At 68.1% G+C, this 15,179-nt stretch carries 18 protein-coding genes; 4 read left to right on the top strand and 14 right to left on the bottom strand.

Features of this window, described 5'->3' with window-relative positions:
- Positions 1-53: 53 nt before the first annotated feature.
- Complete coding sequence (locus tag HWX55_RS01060) at positions 54-353, top strand: DUF4148 domain-containing protein (protein WP_050012329.1); 300 nt, start codon at positions 54-56, stop codon at positions 351-353.
- Positions 354-547: 194 nt separating this feature from the next.
- Here the strand turns inward: HWX55_RS01060 and HWX55_RS01055 are convergent, their stop codons facing one another.
- The 6 genes from HWX55_RS01055 to HWX55_RS01030 form a co-directional block, all read right to left on the bottom strand.
- Positions 548-1,744: a TauD/TfdA family dioxygenase gene (locus tag HWX55_RS01055; RefSeq protein ID WP_175973267.1), complete on the bottom strand. Its 1,197-nt coding sequence runs from the start codon at positions 1,742-1,744 to the stop codon at positions 548-550.
- A 23-nt stretch (positions 1,745-1,767) separates the two neighbouring features.
- Positions 1,768-2,724, bottom strand: a complete 957-nt coding sequence (locus HWX55_RS01050; protein ID WP_175973265.1) for an alpha/beta hydrolase — start codon at positions 2,722-2,724, stop codon at positions 1,768-1,770.
- A gap of 57 nt (positions 2,725-2,781) precedes the next feature.
- Complete coding sequence (locus HWX55_RS01045; protein ID WP_175973263.1) at positions 2,782-3,270, bottom strand: thioesterase family protein; 489 nt, start codon at positions 3,268-3,270, stop codon at positions 2,782-2,784.
- 10 nt (positions 3,271-3,280) lie between these two features.
- Positions 3,281-4,246: an L-carnitine dehydrogenase gene (locus HWX55_RS01040; protein ID WP_175973261.1), complete on the bottom strand. Its 966-nt coding sequence runs from the start codon at positions 4,244-4,246 to the stop codon at positions 3,281-3,283.
- A 90-nt stretch (positions 4,247-4,336) separates the two neighbouring features.
- Positions 4,337-5,266, bottom strand: a complete 930-nt coding sequence (locus HWX55_RS01035; RefSeq protein ID WP_050012324.1) for a 3-keto-5-aminohexanoate cleavage protein — start codon at positions 5,264-5,266, stop codon at positions 4,337-4,339.
- Positions 5,267-5,327: 61 nt separating this feature from the next.
- Positions 5,328-6,281: a choline ABC transporter substrate-binding protein gene (locus HWX55_RS01030; protein WP_175973259.1), complete on the bottom strand. Its 954-nt coding sequence runs from the start codon at positions 6,279-6,281 to the stop codon at positions 5,328-5,330.
- Between the two features lie 321 nt (positions 6,282-6,602).
- On the opposite strand from HWX55_RS01030, the gene HWX55_RS01025 reads away from it, so the two are divergent.
- The gene (locus HWX55_RS01025; RefSeq protein ID WP_175972950.1) at positions 6,603-6,896 is read left to right on the top strand and encodes a hypothetical protein; all 294 of its coding nucleotides are present in this window, start codon (positions 6,603-6,605) and stop codon (positions 6,894-6,896) included.
- A gap of 39 nt (positions 6,897-6,935) precedes the next feature.
- On the opposite strand, the gene HWX55_RS01020 is transcribed toward HWX55_RS01025, so the two are convergent.
- Positions 6,936-7,817, bottom strand: a complete 882-nt coding sequence (locus HWX55_RS01020; protein ID WP_175973257.1) for a LysR family transcriptional regulator — start codon at positions 7,815-7,817, stop codon at positions 6,936-6,938.
- Positions 7,818-7,938: 121 nt separating this feature from the next.
- Between HWX55_RS01020 and HWX55_RS01015 the strand changes: the two genes are divergently transcribed.
- Positions 7,939-8,382, top strand: a complete 444-nt coding sequence (locus HWX55_RS01015; protein ID WP_175973255.1) for a DMT family transporter — start codon at positions 7,939-7,941, stop codon at positions 8,380-8,382.
- Positions 8,383-8,435: 53 nt separating this feature from the next.
- Here the strand turns inward: HWX55_RS01015 and HWX55_RS01010 are convergent, their stop codons facing one another.
- From HWX55_RS01010 to HWX55_RS00980, 7 genes are read right to left on the bottom strand one after another with little or no spacing between them, the layout of a single operon-like run.
- Entirely contained in the window at positions 8,436-9,941 is a 1,506-nt protein-coding gene (locus HWX55_RS01010; protein ID WP_175973253.1) for an aldehyde dehydrogenase family protein, read from the bottom strand.
- 33 nt (positions 9,942-9,974) lie between these two features.
- Entirely contained in the window at positions 9,975-10,511 is a 537-nt protein-coding gene (locus HWX55_RS01005) for a cytochrome c (protein WP_175973251.1), read from the bottom strand.
- Positions 10,508-11,008 carry a cytochrome c gene (locus HWX55_RS01000; RefSeq protein WP_175973249.1) on the bottom strand — a complete coding sequence of 167 codons (501 nt, stop codon included), beginning with the start codon at positions 11,006-11,008 and terminating at the stop codon, positions 10,508-10,510. Before HWX55_RS01000 ends, HWX55_RS01005 begins: the two co-directional genes overlap by 4 nt.
- Positions 11,005-11,550, bottom strand: a complete 546-nt coding sequence (locus HWX55_RS00995) for a methylamine dehydrogenase light chain (protein WP_175973247.1) — start codon at positions 11,548-11,550, stop codon at positions 11,005-11,007. The genes HWX55_RS01000 and HWX55_RS00995 overlap by 4 nt, the downstream gene beginning before the upstream one ends.
- A gap of 39 nt (positions 11,551-11,589) precedes the next feature.
- A complete protein-coding gene (gene mauD, locus HWX55_RS00990) occupies positions 11,590-12,225 on the bottom strand; it encodes a methylamine dehydrogenase accessory protein MauD (RefSeq protein ID WP_175973245.1) in 636 nt (211 codons plus the stop codon).
- Entirely contained in the window at positions 12,222-12,776 is a 555-nt protein-coding gene (locus tag HWX55_RS00985; protein WP_175973242.1) for a MauE/DoxX family redox-associated membrane protein, read from the bottom strand. Before HWX55_RS00985 ends, mauD begins: the two co-directional genes overlap by 4 nt.
- 7 nt (positions 12,777-12,783) lie before the next feature.
- Positions 12,784-13,941 carry an amine dehydrogenase large subunit gene (locus HWX55_RS00980; RefSeq protein ID WP_175973240.1) on the bottom strand — a complete coding sequence of 386 codons (1,158 nt, stop codon included), beginning with the start codon at positions 13,939-13,941 and terminating at the stop codon, positions 12,784-12,786.
- 241 nt (positions 13,942-14,182) lie between these two features.
- On the opposite strand from HWX55_RS00980, the gene HWX55_RS00975 reads away from it, so the two are divergent.
- A complete protein-coding gene (locus HWX55_RS00975; protein WP_175973238.1) occupies positions 14,183-15,145 on the top strand; it encodes a helix-turn-helix domain-containing protein in 963 nt (320 codons plus the stop codon).
- Positions 15,146-15,179 lie beyond the last annotated feature (34 nt).

Here is a 15,179-nt window from a genome sequence, read left to right as displayed (position 1 = left end):
ATCGCTCAAGACATGGTGTCGGGAGCGAACTCAATAAAACACCGGAGGTCACCATGAAATCGCTCGTTTCCGCAGTCGTTGCCGCTGCCGCCCTGTCCGCTTCGTTCGGCGCATTCGCTCAAAGCACCGTGACGCGCGCTCAAGTGCGCAACGAACTGGTCCAGCTCGAGCAAGCCGGCTACAAGCCGGGCGTGTCGAGCCCGTACTACCCGAACGACATCCAGAGCGCCGAAGCGCGCGTTCATGGCGCCGACACCAGCGGCTACGGCGCACAACCGGCTCCGCTCGTCCATTCGGGCGCGCCGGCAGCCGCTTCGTCGAACGCACGCGACTCGATCTTCTTCGGCCAGTAAGCCGATGCGCCCTCGGCGGGCGCCGCGCGTCGCGCGATGAAGTCACGTAGTCCTGACGAGCCCCCTTCGCGGGGCTCGTCTGTTTTGTGAAACGCATACCTCCGCCGCCCGGCAGCGGGTGGCTTCGCCCGGGCGCCTCGCGTCCGGGTGCTTTTTCCCCAAGAGGTCGTGCGTGAAGACGCCGTGTGTGTCGATCAGCGCGCAGCGTCGGCCGGCACCGCCCGCGACAGCACGCGCCACCGCGACAGCAATTCGTCGCGATCGACGTAACAGCCCTGCAAATGCCGGCGGCCCGTCGACGGGTCGAACTCCGTGCGCGCATGCAGCACGCGCCGGTTGTCGAACGCCCACATGTCGCCCGCCCGCAGCCGGCGCTGCACGCGAAAGCGCGGCTCGCGCGCGAGCGCGAGAAACCGCCGGTACGCGCGATAGACGGCCTCGACCGAGCCGGCCGGAGCATCGAGCGGCCCGCGCAGGAAGTTCGCGACGCGCACTTCCGTCACGTTGCCGCGCGCATCGCGCCCGATCACCGGCGCCGAACAGCGGTAGTCGCTGTTCGCGCTCTTGTTCCAGAACTCGAACGGCGTCGAGGCGAGCTGCTCGAAATCGTCCGGATGTTCGCGCCGCAGCGCGTCCGCGAGCGCGAAGCCGTCGAGGAAGATGCTGTCCCCGCCCGTCGCGTCGTTCGCGAGGCAATGCAGAAACTGCACGCCCGGCTGCAATTCGCGCGTCGGCAGGTCGGTGTGCGGCGGAAGATTCAGCGACGTATACGCATTGCTGTCCGGGCGCGGCTTCGATTCGACGTCGAACAGCACGCCGAAATTGCTTTCGCGGATCAGGCCGACGCGGCGCGCGACCTCGTCGACGCGGCCGCGCTCGGCCGGCACGCCTTCGACGAGCGTCAGCCCCGTGCGCTGCAGCGCGCCGAGCCATGCGAGCAACGCGCGGTCGTCCTCCATCACGTCGCGCCACGCGAACACGCCGATTGCCGTCGCATCGTCGCCGGTCCATATGTGCCGCCCGTGCGCGGCCACGCGCTCCGCGCGCGACGCGTCGTCATATGCATGCGCACGCAACCAGCCCGGCGACCACGCGCTGCGGTGCCCGTCGTTCCATTCGACATGCAGCGCGCCGTCGGTTTCGACGTGCACGGTAAGCGCGGACAGGTCCTCGCGCGCATCGGCGATCTCGAACACCTGTTCGCGCGTGATCGCATGCACGCACGCGGCACACGCGCAATTGTCGCGCAGCCAGTCGAAATGGAACGGCGATCGTCGCGCGTCGCTCCATTCGACGTCCACCTTGCCGTCGCCAATCGTCGCCGCCGCGATCGCCGCGTCGGCCGAAAATGTCCGCCAGTCCTCGATACGGTGTTGCGCTGCCGCCTGCATCGTTGCCTCCCGGAAAACGCCCGCTACGCGTGTGGTGCGAGCAAGAAACTGCCGACCGTCCGGTGCATCCGTGCGGCCTGCGGGCTCGTCCCGAGCGCGCGCCAGCAGCCGTGCACCAGCCCCTCTCCCATCCAGTAGTGCGCGACGCCGCCCGCCGCGCGAACCCGTTCGACGTACACGCGCGCATCGTCGCGCAGCGGATCGTGCTCCGCGCCGATCGCGAGCACCGGCGGCAAGCCGTCGAACCGCCCGGCTTCGAGCGGCACCGACGCGCGCAGCAACGGGTTGCCGTTTCGCAGCACGTCGGACAAGTCACCGCCCCAGTACAGCGCGCGATAGCGACGCACGTCGTCGAGCGTCAGCATCGGCGCGTGCGCTTCCGTTTCGCGCGCGGGCGACTGCGGTTCGAAACCGAGCATCGGATAAACGAGCGCGATGCCGTCCACGCTGCCTTCGCCCGCATCGCGCAGCGCGGTCGCCACCGCCGCCGCGAGCATCCCGCCCGCGCTGTCGCCCGCGAGCGTCAGCGGATGCACGCACGGCCCGAACGTCCAGCGTGCGTCGCGCGCGGCACGCGTGACTGCCACGCAATCCTCGAGCGCGGCCGGCGCGCGGTGTTCGGGCGCGAGGCGATAGTCGACCGCGACCACGTCGAGGCCCGTGTCGGCCGCCAGTTGCGCGGTGATCAGCGCATGGCTGTCGAGCGAGCCGACGACGAAACCGCCGCCATGAAAAAACAGCACCGTGCCGCGCGGCGTGCCGTGCGCGGACGTATAGCGCCGCAGCGCGATCGCGCGGCCGTCCGGCGCGCGCCACACGGCGTCCTGCTGCACGATGCCGGCCGGCAGCGCGGCCGGCGTCCATTCGGCCGCGAAGCGGTCGTAGAGTTGGCGCTGCTCGTCGGGTGAACGCGCCGCCGCATCGGCCGGATACCACGCGTCGACGGCCGCGACGAACGCCGCGATTTCCGGTTCGAGCATCGTGTGCGCTCCGCGGTCGAAGATCGAAGGGAGAAGATCGTGAAATGAAGCGCGCCGCTAGCGGCGCGGCGGCAGCCCGATCACGCGGCCCGCATAAGCCGGCGCCGCGCACTCGCGCTGCAACGCATGCAGTTCGGCCACGCGCGCGGCCACGTCGTCGTCGAACGGCGCCGATTTCGCGCCGTCGCGCGTATCGACGTGCAGCAGCATCTGCTCGCTCGCCGATACCGCGTCGTCATGCCCGCCGGCGAACAGTTCGAGATACAGGTGCAGCCGCTTCGCGTCGTGCGCGAGCACGCGCGCATCGACGCGCACCGGCGTGCCTTCCTTGATCTCGTGCAGGTAGTTCACGTGCGCTTCGAGCGTGTAGACCGAGCGCCCCCGCTCGCGACGCGCGGCGTCGTCGAGGCCGATGCGATCCAGCAACGCATCGGTCGCGAAGCTGAAGATCAGCAGGTAGAACGCATCGCGCAGGTGGCCGTTGTAGTCGACCCATTCGGGCCGCACCACGTCGCGGTAAATCGTCAGCGGGGTATCGCCCGTCATCGCCTGTCCTTTATTCGTCGAATCGCATCCCGTGCCGCGCCTTCACCGCGGCGATCGATTTCAGCACCTCGGTGATGCACTCGTCGCGATAGCGTTCGAGCTCCTTGATGCTGCGCGTGCCCTGCTGTTCGGTCGTGCCTTCGACGACGCGGTCGATCAGTGCGTCGGTCAGCGTCGGCGCGACCAGCTTCGTCCACGGCAGTTCGAGCGCAGGGCCGAATTGCTGCATGAAGTGTCGCATGCCCGCATCGCCGCCGGCCAGCGTGTAGGTCAGGAACGTACCCATGAACGACCAGCGGATGCCCGCGCCGAAGCGGATCGCATCGTCGATCTCGCCGGTCGTCGCGACGCCTTCGTTGACCAGATGCAGCGCCTCGCGCCACAACGCCTCGAGCAGACGGTCCGCGATGAAGCCCGGCACTTCCTTGCGCACGTGCAGCGGCCGCATGCCGAGGGTACGATAGACCTCCATCGCGCCTTCGACCGCTTCCGGCGACGTGCGCGCGCCGCCGAGCACCTCGACGAGCGGCAGCAGGTAGACGGGGTTGAACGGGTGGCCGACCACGCAGCGCTCCGGATGCGTCGCCCTTGCGTAGAAATCGGTCGGCAGCAGCCCGGACGTCGACGACGCGATGATCGCGTCGGGCTTCGCCGCGCGGCTGATCTGTTCGTGCAGTTCGAGTTTCAGCGCCTCGCGCTCGGGCGCGCTTTCCTGGATGAAATCGGCATCGGCGACGCATGCTTCGATCGTCGACACGAACCGCAGCCGCGCGGGATCGGCGCCCGGCGCGAGGCCGACGCGTTCGAGCGCGGGCCACGCGTTCGCGACGTTCGCGCGCAACCGCGCTTCGGCGCCCGGCGCCGGGTCCCACACGACCACGTCGAGACCGTGCGCGAGCGCGCGGGCAATCCATCCGCTGCCGATCACGCCGGTGCCGATGGCGGCAAACGTGTTGATGTCGGTCTTCACAGCCATGTCAACGCATCCTTCGAATCAGGGGAAATCGGTGGGTGGCCGCGCGTGCGCGCAGGCCGCCCTGTCATGTCAGTCAGTCGGTGAAAAAACTCACGCGAATTCGGCGAGCGCGCGACGTTCGAGCGGACGTTCGCCGCGCGCCGGCAGGCCGAGCTTGCGGCGGCCTTCGGCCGGCGTCAGCACGCGGCCGCCGAGCCGTTCGACGATCTCGCGGGCGCGCTCGACGAGCGTGCCGTTGGTCGCATGCACGCCGCGGTCGAGCCAGATGTTGTCCTCGAGACCGACGCGCACGTGACCACCGAGCAGCATCGCCTGCGCGACCATCGGCATCTGCATGCGGCCGATCCCGAAGCCGGCCCAGTGCGCGCCCGGCGGCAGGTTGTCGACCATCGCCTTCATCGTGCCGGTATCGGCCGGCGCGCCCCACGGAATGCCGAGGCACAGCTGGAACAGCGGCGGATCGTCGAGCAGCCCTTCCTTCAGCAACTGCTTCGCGAACCACAGATGGCCCGTATCGAAGATCTCCAGTTCCGGCTTCACGCCAAGTTCCTGGATGCGTTTCGCACCGGCGCGCAACTGCGCGGGCGTCGACACGTAGATGTAGTCGCCGTCACCGAAATTCAGCGTGCCGCAGTCGAGCGTGCAGATCTCGGGCAACAGTTCCTCGACGTGCGCGAGACGCGTGAGGCCGCCGACGAGATCCGTGCCCTTGCCGAAACGCATCGGGTCCTCGCCCGGGCCGATCTCGAGATCGCCGCCCATGCCGGCCGTCAGGTTGATGATCACGTCGACGTCGGCCGAGCGGATGCGGTCCACCACTTCGCGATACAGGTTCGGGTCGCGGCTGCCGCGCCCCGTCTGTGGATCGCGCACGTGGCAGTGGGCGACCGTCGCGCCGGCTTTCGCGGCTTCGATCGCGGCGGCCGCGATCTCCTTCGGCGTGACCGGAATCGCCGGATGCTTGCCGACCGTATCGCCCGCGCCGGTGACCGCGCAGGTGATGATGACTTCGTGATTCATGCTGGATGCCTCGCTTGATTCAGGTTGTGTCGCATTGCTAACAGCGTATGGGCGCGGGCCGTTACAGGCCGAGATACGCCTTCACGGCAGGCAGGCCGTCCTTGCCGTCGAACGTCTTGACGCCCGCGAGCCACGGATCGAGCACCTGCGGGTTCTTCTTCAGGTACGCCTTCGCGGCATCGGCCGGCTTGGTCTTGTTCATCACCGTCTGCATCAGCTGGTTCTCGAGTTGCGTCGAGAAGCGCAGGTTCGTCACGAGCTTGCCCGCGTTCGGGCAGCGCGCGATGAAGTCGGGCGCGGTCAGCGTGTACACGCGCGCTTCGCCGTAGTTCGGGCCAAACGCCGCGTCGCCGCCGGACAGGTAGTTCATGCTGAGCTGGATATTCATCGGATGCGGCTCCCAGCCGAGGAACACGACCCACTTCCTGTCGCGGACCGCGCGCTCGACCGTCACCAGCATCCCGGCCTCGCTCGATTCGACGAGCTTGAAGCCGCCCAGCCCGTACTGGTTCGTGTCGATCATCTTCTGGATCGTCGCGTTCGCGCTGCTGCCCGGCTCGATCCCGTAGATCTTGCCGTCAAGCTCCGCACGATGTTTCGCGATGTCGTCGAAGGTCTTCAGGCCGGCCTGGTACGCGTAGCTCGGCACCGCGAGCGTCGCCTTCGCGCCGGACAGGTTCGGCGGCTCGACGACGTTGATCGACTTGCTGTCGAGGAACGGTTGCAGCTGCTTCTGCTGCACGGGCCACCAGTAGCCGAGCGACACGTCGAGCTGCTTGCTCTTGAGACCGGCGAACGAGATCGGCACCGACGCGATCGTCGTGGTCGGCTTGTAGCCGAGCGCCTCGAACACGGTCGACGCGAGCGCCGTGGTCGACGTGATGTCGGTCCAGCCGATATCCGCGAAACGCACGGTGCGGCAGGTCGCGGCCTCCGTCTCGGCCAGCGCGGCTTGCGTGAACGCGCCGGTCGCCAGCACGGCCGCGGCAAGCGCGGCGATCTTCGTCGACTTCATGGTTCGGTTCCTCCCGGTTGGTCTCGCGGCAGCCGGTGCGCGGAGTATGCGCCGGCCTGCATCGTGGGAGTAAAAGTAACGAGCCATATTCGCCGCGAGAAGACCGGCGGCGACCTGTTCTTGCCTGTTTGCGACTATGAGTGGAAACCACTAGGTTTCGTCTGAGGCTTGACGGACGGGGGTTTGGGGTTTCTCCGGGGAGCGGCGGGATTGCCCGGATGCGGCGCACACCTTTCGATTCGGCCACGGCCTTGCTGACGGATTTCCGACAGGTCGCCGGATCCCGTGGGCCGGCCCTATGCTGGCAGTCGCCGAGCGATCGTGCGCGGCCTGCCCGTTGCCGTGCCGACTCGTATCGTCCGGCCGTTGCGCGTCGCTCGAACGGATGCGGACGGACACGGCCGGCCGTCGCGATGTCCGTCTCCGGTCTTTCCGCCAAGGAACACCATGATGCTTGCCGCTTTCTTCGTCGTCGCCCTCGTCGCCCTCGTCGTGCCCATGCGCCGCCGCGTGATGCGCGGCGCCGATGCGAAACTTCGCGCGCAATTCGATGCGGAAGGCCCGCGCGGCGACGCTTCGCGCCGGTTGATGCACGATGCGGGGTACCGCGTCTGAGTATCGACACTGGGCCGATACGGTGGCAATGCGGCGCGGTCAGCCCGCCGTCACGACCCGCTCGAACGCGTCCGCGAGCACCGTCGGCTCGACCGGCAGCACCAGCGCGCACACCGATCTCGCATCTTCGTCCGAAATCGGCACGAACACGACGCCGTCGATCCCGATGCTCGCCATCCGCGCCGGCACGATCGCCACGCCGTGGCCGGCCGCGACGAGATTCAGCATCGACGTCTTCGGCGACACGATCCGCGCGGCCGCCGGCACGAAGCCGCGTTTCAGGCACAGATCGATCACGACGCGCGCGAGGCCACCCCGCTCCCGATACACGGCCGAGACGAACGGCTCGCGCCGCAACCGCGCGATCGCGACGCGCTTGCGGCCCGCGAGCGGATGATCGGCCGGCACCGCCACGCACAGGCGTTCGGCCGCCAGCTCGACGAAACGCACGCGTGCATCGCGCCGCAGTACCGGTAACCGGACGATCCCGACGTCGGCCTGGCCGTTCGCGATGCCCGTCACCTGATCCTCGGACGACGCGCGGTCGAGATCGATGCGCGCGCCCGGACAATCGCGCATGAAGCGGTCGAGATCCGGCATCAGGCTGCTGACGGGCACGGTACTGGAATGCAGCAGCCGCAGCACGCCGGCCTCCCCGCGCGAGAACTGCGCACCTTCGTCGGCGGCCGCCGTCAGCGTGGCCGGGATCGACGCCACGCGTTCGCGGTAGAGCGCGCCGGCCGGCGTAAGCCGCACGCCTCTCGGTTCGCGGTCGAACAGCAGGAACCCGAGTTCGTCCTCGAGCTGGCCGATCTGCCGGCTGAGCGCCGACTGCGCGACATGGAGCGCACCCGCGGCCGGCGTGAAGCCGCCGAGGTCCGCCACGGTCAGGAAATACTGGATTTGCCGGAGTGATGGCATGCCGAAACGAGATGGATGAGCGCCAGATTCGATATTTGTGTTATACCGGCGCGCTGCGCAGAATGAAAGCCTTCCGTGCCCGCACCACCGTGGCGGCCAAGCTTTCGGAGCGTTCATCTTCGTGACTACCGTCCTCTCTTATTTGCTGGTCGTGGCGGCCGGCATCAGTGTTGCGTTGCAGCAGGTGCTCAACGCGAACCTGCGCACGCAGATCGGTTCACCGTGGTGGGCCGGGTCGGTCAGCTACGTCGTCGGCCTCGCCGCGATGCTGGCGGTCGCGCTGCTGTCGCCTCACCCGCGCGTGAGCGGCACGTTGTCCGGCGCCGGGTCGTGGTTCAGCTGGACGGGCGGATTCTTCGGCGCGGTATTCGTCGGCGTCGCGATCCTGATGGTGCCGCGATTGGGCGCGGCGACGACGCTCGCGCTGATCGTCGTCGGGCAGATGACCGGCGCGCACGCGTTCGACCACTTCGGCGTGCTCGGCATCCAGCAGCATTCGGCGAGCGCGATCCGCATCGCCGGCGCGGCGTGCCTCATCGTCGGGGTCGTGCTGATCCGCGCGTGACGGCGGCGCGTGCGTGGCCGATATGCCCGCCACGCGCGCACGCGCCGCGACGCTCACGCGTAGTTCATCATCACCGACTTGCTCTCCGTGTACTGGTCGATCACCGCGCGGCCGAGTTCGCGGCCGAAGCCCGACTGCTTCATCCCGCCAAACGGCAACGCGTTGTCGAGCAGCGAATGGCAGTTGATCCACACCGTGCCCGCGGCAATACGCGGGATCAGCTTGTGGATCGCCGCAAGATCGTTCGACCAGATGCTCGCGCCGAGCCCGTACGGCGTGTCGTTCGCGAGCTGCACGGCCGTATCGACGTCGTCGAACGGCATCGCGACGAGCACCGGCCCGAAAATTTCCTCGCGCACCACGCGCATCGCCTGCGTCGTATCGACCAGCACCGTCGGTTCGACGAAGAAGCCGGGGCCGTCGATCGCGCGGCCGCCCGCCGCCGCGCGCGCGCCCTCGCCGAACCCCGAGTCGATGTAACCGCGCACGCGCTCGCGCTGCTTCGCCGACACGAGCGGGCCGATCTGCGTCGCCGGGTCCATCCCCGGGCCGATCTTCAGGCTCGCGGCGAGCTTCGCGACGCGCTCGATCACGCCGTCGAACACTTTCGAGTGGATGTACGCGCGCGAGCCGGCCGTGCACACCTGCCCCTGGTTGAAGAAGATCGCGTTCGCGACGCCCTGCGCGGCCTTGTCGAGATCGACGTCGGGCAGCACGATCACCGGCGACTTGCCGCCGAGTTCCAGCGACATCCGCGTCATGTTGTCGAGCGCCGCGTGGCCGATCGTCTTGCCCGTCTGCGTCGACCCGGTAAACGCGATCTTGTCGATGCGCGGATCGCGCGACAATGCCGCGCCGGCCGTATGACCGTAGCCGGTGACGATATTGACGACGCCGTCCGGGAAGCCGGCCGCCTGGATCAGCTCGCCCAGCCGCAAGGCGCTCAGCGGCGTGTCTTCGGCCGGCTTCAGCACGACGGTGCAGCCGGTCGCGAGCGCCGGCGCGATTTTCCATGCGGCCATCAGCAGCGGGAAATTCCACGGAATGATCGCGCCGACCACGCCGACGGGTTCCTTGCGCGTATAGGCGAAGATCTCGCTGCCCGGCAGGTACGGCATGCCGGCGTCGATCACGCTGCCTTCGATCTTCGTCGCCCAGCCGGCCATGTAGCGGAAGCACTGCGCGGCCATCGCGACGTCGAGCCCCTGCGCGACCGTCACCGGCTTGCCGTTGTCGAGCGATTCGATCTCGGCAAGCTCGCGCGCGTTCGCTTCGATCAGGTCGGCGAGCACGAGCATCAGGCGCTCGCGGTCGGTGGTCTTCGCGGTGCGCCACGGGCCTGCATCGAATGCACGGCGTGCGGCGGCAACCGCCTGCTGCACGTCGCGCTCGTCCGCTTCGGGCACGCGCGCGATCACGGTGCCGTCGGCCGGGTTCACGACGTCGAGCTGGCGGCCCGACGCGGCATCGCTCCACTCGGCGCCGATCAGCATCTTCTTCGGCTTCGCGAGAAATGCGCGCGTCGCGTCGAGCAGCACAAAGGTTTCGTTCGTCTCCATGTTTCTGTCTCCCTGATTCGTTGAGTGAGTCGGTCAGTAGCGCTCCGTGATGCCGTCGATCCCGCGTGCCTGCAACGCGCGGACGAGCCCGGTGCGCACGGTCGCGACGTCGGACAGCGCGGGGCGGCGATACGCGGCGACTTCGGCGGCCGTATACGGCCTGAAGTCGCGCGGCAACGCATCGCGGTTCATCGTCGTCAGCACCCAGTTCAGCACGTCGGCCAGTTCCCGATCCGACAGCGCCGAGTTCGACGCGCCGGGCACGCGCATCACGTACTCGCGCCCGGCCGGCAGATGCGTGAAATAGCCGAGCGAATTCGCGAGCGGCGGCACCTTGCCGGGAATGCCGCCGCCCGTCGCCGTGTGGCAGCCCATGCAGTTGAGCACCCAGTGCTGTCGCGCGAGCGCGGTGTCGGCCGCGCCTTCGGCCAGTGCGGGCGTGGACGCGACGAACGCGCAGGCCGCGGCGCCGGACAACAGCAACCAACACGACAAGCGATGCGCCACGCCGCCGAACCGCGACGGCGATGCACACCGCGTGCCGTGCACGGACGCGCGGATGCCGTTCACAGGCCGAGCCCCTTGATCACCACCGCGCGCTGCGCATGCACGGCCGTGCCGTCCATCTGCTTCGCGCGCGCCGCGCGGATATCGGCCGCGGTGAACGGCTTCGCATCGCCGTGCTGCGCGTTGAGGTCGAACACGACGTAGTTCAGCACGTGCGCGATGTCGTCGTCGCTCGCGCTCGCGAACGACGGCATCTTGAAGTTGTAGCGCTTGTCGTGCACCTCGATCTCGCCGAACATCCCGTGCAGCAGCGTCGCAATCAGTTGCGCCCGCCCGGCTTCCGCCGCCGCGTACTTGCCCGGATACTCGGTCAGCGGCGGCGCCAGACCGTCCTGCCCTTTTCCGCCAGCCTGGTGACACACCGCGCACTGTGCGTCGAACAGGCTTTTTCCGGCCGGGTAATGCACGGTTTCCTGTGCGCCGGCCGCGCCGGGTAACGCGAAGGCCGCCACGGCCGTCATGCATGCAGCGACGGTCTTTCCTGCTTGCTTCACTTTCATTGTTTTGCCGCTCCCAGCAGAACCGAAACCGAACAGTGGTAGTTCGAATTACCGTTTGCCATGCACCAGTTGATGTCGTTGTTCAGCGACAGCTTGTACAACGGCTTCTCGCGCTCGTTGCGGTTGCAGAAGCACTTGCCGCACGAGGTCTTGCCGCAGCAGTCGTTGTACGACACGATGTAGTCCGAACCGTCGTGCGGATTGCGGCAGGTGCCGATCCACGTGATCGGCGACGGCGTCGTGCCCGGCGGGCAACTGCTCGACGTGCCGCCGCAGCAGCTGCAAAGCCAGCCGTCGATCGCGCAGTATTTCCAGTAGTCGCAGCTCGTCGGGTCGTCGCTCGCGCCCGCCGCGGCGGCACCGGATGCGCCCGACGCACCCGATGCCGCATCGGCCGCATACGCGGTGCGATCGACGGGCAGCAGCGGCAGCAGCGCCGACCCCACCAGCACCTTGCCGAGCTTCGCCATCGCGCTGCGCCGCGAACTGTGCTGCGCGACGCCGCGCGCCGACCGCTCGAACCATGAATCAAACACGCCCATGTCGTCGTTCTCCAATGACGTTGAAAAAGGTTCGGCCCGTCATGCGTGCTGCGCATGCGCGTCGTGCGCATCGTGGCTGTGATCGCCGTGCACGAACTGCTGCAGCGACGCGACGCCGCGCTCCTTCGCCTCGAACAGGCTCTCGAGATGCTCGCGCGTGTTGACGAGCCCCTTCGCGCGCACGGCGCCCGTTTCGTCGAGCAGCACCGCATACGGCAGCTTGCCGATCTGGTACGCGAGGCCGAGCTCCTGCGACAGCACGTACGGGAAGCGCCCGAGGTCGTGCTTTCGCGCGAAGCGCGCATGTTCGTCGGCATCGCCGTCGCTCGCGAGCACGATGTTCACCGGCGTCGCCTCGCTGGCCTGCAGCGACGGCAGCAGCGGCAGCAGCTTCTTGCAGACCGGGCACGTCGGCGACAGGAAGAACAGCAGCGTGGCCTTGCCCGCTGCATCGATGCCGCCGACTTTCACGTGCGCGCCGCGAATGTCGGTCAGTTCGAACGTCGGCGCGATCGTGCCGACCGCCGGCCCCTTGTCGATCATCAGCGCGCCGGCCGGCATGATGCGTTCGTACAGGATGCCGATCTGGCGCACCAGCGCGAGACAGATCGCGCCGAGCGCGAGGACGGCCACCCACAACAGGGCGGTGGAAACGGTGAGAGCGGTTTGCATCATGAATTCCTCAGGTGAGAAAGGCGCGGGACGTTGGCGAGCAGCACGTCGACGGTGAGCAGCGCGCAGACGATCAGCAGCACGGAGAAGAACAGCGTCAGGTAGTCGAACCACACGACGGCGCGCGTGCCCGGTTCGACGAACGCGGTCGCGGCCAGCGCGACGAGCAGCAGCACGCGGCCGACGTGCAGCCAGCCGATGCCGCGCGGCGCGTCCGCACGGGCGGCGGTGAAACCGGAACAGCCGCAGTCGATGTCGGTGTGGCCGCGCAGCAGGTTGATCGCGAGGCCGGCCGCGAACGCCAGGAGCAGCGCGATCAGGCCGGTCGCGCCGGCCGCGCGCGTGTCGGGAAACAGCAGCGCCACGGCGGCGACGACTTCCGCGAGCGGAATCGCGAACGCGACGGGCGCGGTCAGCGCATCGGGCAGCAGCCGGTAGCCGGCGAGCGCGTGGCGGAACGCGGCGGGGCGGCGCATCTTCGCGAAGGCGCCGAGCAGCACGACGGCGGCCGCGCCGGCCTGCGCGCTGGTGGCGAGTACGGGATCGACGGTCATCGCGGCCTCACGGGTTGACGAGCAGCGACGACGTATTGCCGATCTGCTTCTCGACGTGCTGAAGCGTGCCGGTACGCGCGTCCATCACGACGAGATCGGAGGTCGCCGTCAGCCCGTAGAACAGCGGCTTGTCGTCCTCGCTGACCTGGATCGACACGAGCGGCTCGACCTTCAGCTGCGCGAGATCCCAGCGCGCGACGCGCTGCTTCGTCTTCAGGTCGACCACCCACACCTGCGTACCGGGATCCTTGTGCGAACCGTCGGCGCCCTTGTGCATCAGCACGTAGTAACGGTTCTGCTTCGCGTGCACGGCCGTCTGCTGCAAGCCGCCCGGACGCCAGCCTTCGGCGCGCTCGGCGTCCGTCAGCAGTGGCCACGGCGTGCCGAACGCCGGCTTGTCGCCGCTGAAATCGGCGCTGCGCACGGTGCCGCCGTACGTGGTGAACAGATAGCCGCCGTTGTACCGCGACGCGTTCACGAACGCCGGATCCTTGTCGACGTCGATGAACGCGTCCGACATCGTGCGCTTCGTTTCCTTGCCGCTCGCGTCGAGCGTGACGGTCAGCGCCTTGCCGCTTTCGCACAGCGCGGTGAACCGGTCGTTGCCCGACGGATACGCGAGCACGCACGCAGCCATGTCGATCTCCGACAGCACCTGCTTCGAGACGGCGTCGATCACCGTCACCGACGCGGCCGGCGTGATGTTCGCGACGTACAGCCGCTTGCCGTCGGCGCTGAACGCGGTGTTGTACGGCGACGGCACATGCTGCCCGTGCTTCGCCGGAATCACGATCTCGCCCGCGTGATCGAGCGTCGTGTTGTCGATCATCTCGACGACGTCGGTGCGCGTGCCGTGCGAGCCGCGCGAGAAATAGGTCGTCGCGACGAAGCTCGTCTTGCGGTCGGGCGAGATCGCGAAGCCGGGGGCGAAGCCGCCGTCGATCTGGCCGAGCAGCTTCTTCGCATCCGCGTCGTACACGTGGATGCGCCCGTCGGTCATCGACGGCATCGAGATGTCGACGACATAGACCTCGTGCGGATGCCACGGCGGCATCTTCTGCACGACCAGCTCTTCGGGTTTTTCCGTCGCGTTCGCGCTGCCGGCCCATGCCGCCGCCAACGCCAGCGTCGCCGCGAGCGTCGCGGTTCGTCGCCTTGTCCTCATGCCGCCTCCAGTGGGGAATTCACGTTATGTGGGGCGACTGTAGTTCGACAATAAATCCCGTCAGCACCCGGACCGGCAACGCGTACGTGCCGATTCGGGATATTGGAAATGCGCGTGAAAGCCTCGCTGTACCGCCCCTTCCGACCCTCTGAAACATGCACACGGAATAGCGCTGCCCCGTATTGCGCCGACTATTCGGTCGGTTTAATCTTGCGCGGTTCGAACGATCGCCGGAGGGGCCGTGCTCGCGTTTCATCAGAGGTTCGACGACGCAGACCGGCATGCCGAGGCGCTGCGCGGCTGGAATCAGCGTTACGACCAGATCGGGTCCGGCGCGTATCGCAGCGCGGTCAAAAACGCGGTGTTCGACGGCGCGCAGCTGTTCCAGGAAGCGGCGAACGTGCGCATCATCCAGCGCGGATGTTTGCCGCACGGCCATACGGTGTTCGGCATGCCGCTCACCGGCTCGGGCACCTTCGCGTTCGGCGATGCGCGCCTCGAGCGCGGCACGATCGTGATGGCGCGCGGCGGCACGCCGTTCGAACTCCATTCACCCGACGACATGTCGCTGATCGGCGTGGTCGTCGAACCCGAATTGATGCAGCAGATCGAGGATGCGGCCGACGTGCGGCTGGACGCACGCGCGCTGCGGCGCGGCGTCGTCGAGGTGCCGGTCGCCGCGCGCGACCGTGCGAGCATGCAGCTCGCGACGCTGCTCGAACGCGTGCTGTCGGCGCCCGATGCGTTCGACGCGGCGCCCGCGCAGTACGCGCTACGCGCCGACGTCGGCAACGTGCTCGTCGATCTCCTCACGTACCGGATGCCCGACCCGTCGAACCGGCTCACGCATGCCTGTCACGCCGACATCGTGCGCCGCGTGCACGACTACGTGATCGAGCACCCGGAAGCGCCCGTCGACATCCTGAGCCTGTGCACGCAACTGCGCGTGAGCCGGCGCACGATGCAGAACAGCTTTCAGTCGGTCGTCCAGACGAGCCCGCTCAACTACACGCGCGCGCTGCGCCTCGCACAGGTCCGGCGCCTGCTGCTCGACACGCGGCAATCCGACCTGCCGATCAGCGAAGCGGCCGCGCGCTGGGGCTTCATGCATCTTGGGCATTTCGCGAACGCGTACAAGGCGCAATTCGGCGAATTGCCGTCGACGACGGCGCGCCGCACGGTGCGTGGTGCAAAAACGCGCTGAGCGCCGGAAAAAAACCGCGATAATCCCGGCTTGA

It is taken from the genome of Burkholderia sp. BCC1047, from assembly GCF_902833155.1.
In the GTDB taxonomy this organism is placed as follows: Bacteria; Pseudomonadota; Gammaproteobacteria; order Burkholderiales; family Burkholderiaceae; genus Burkholderia; species Burkholderia sola.
This window is presented reverse-complemented; position numbering and strand designations above follow the sequence as displayed.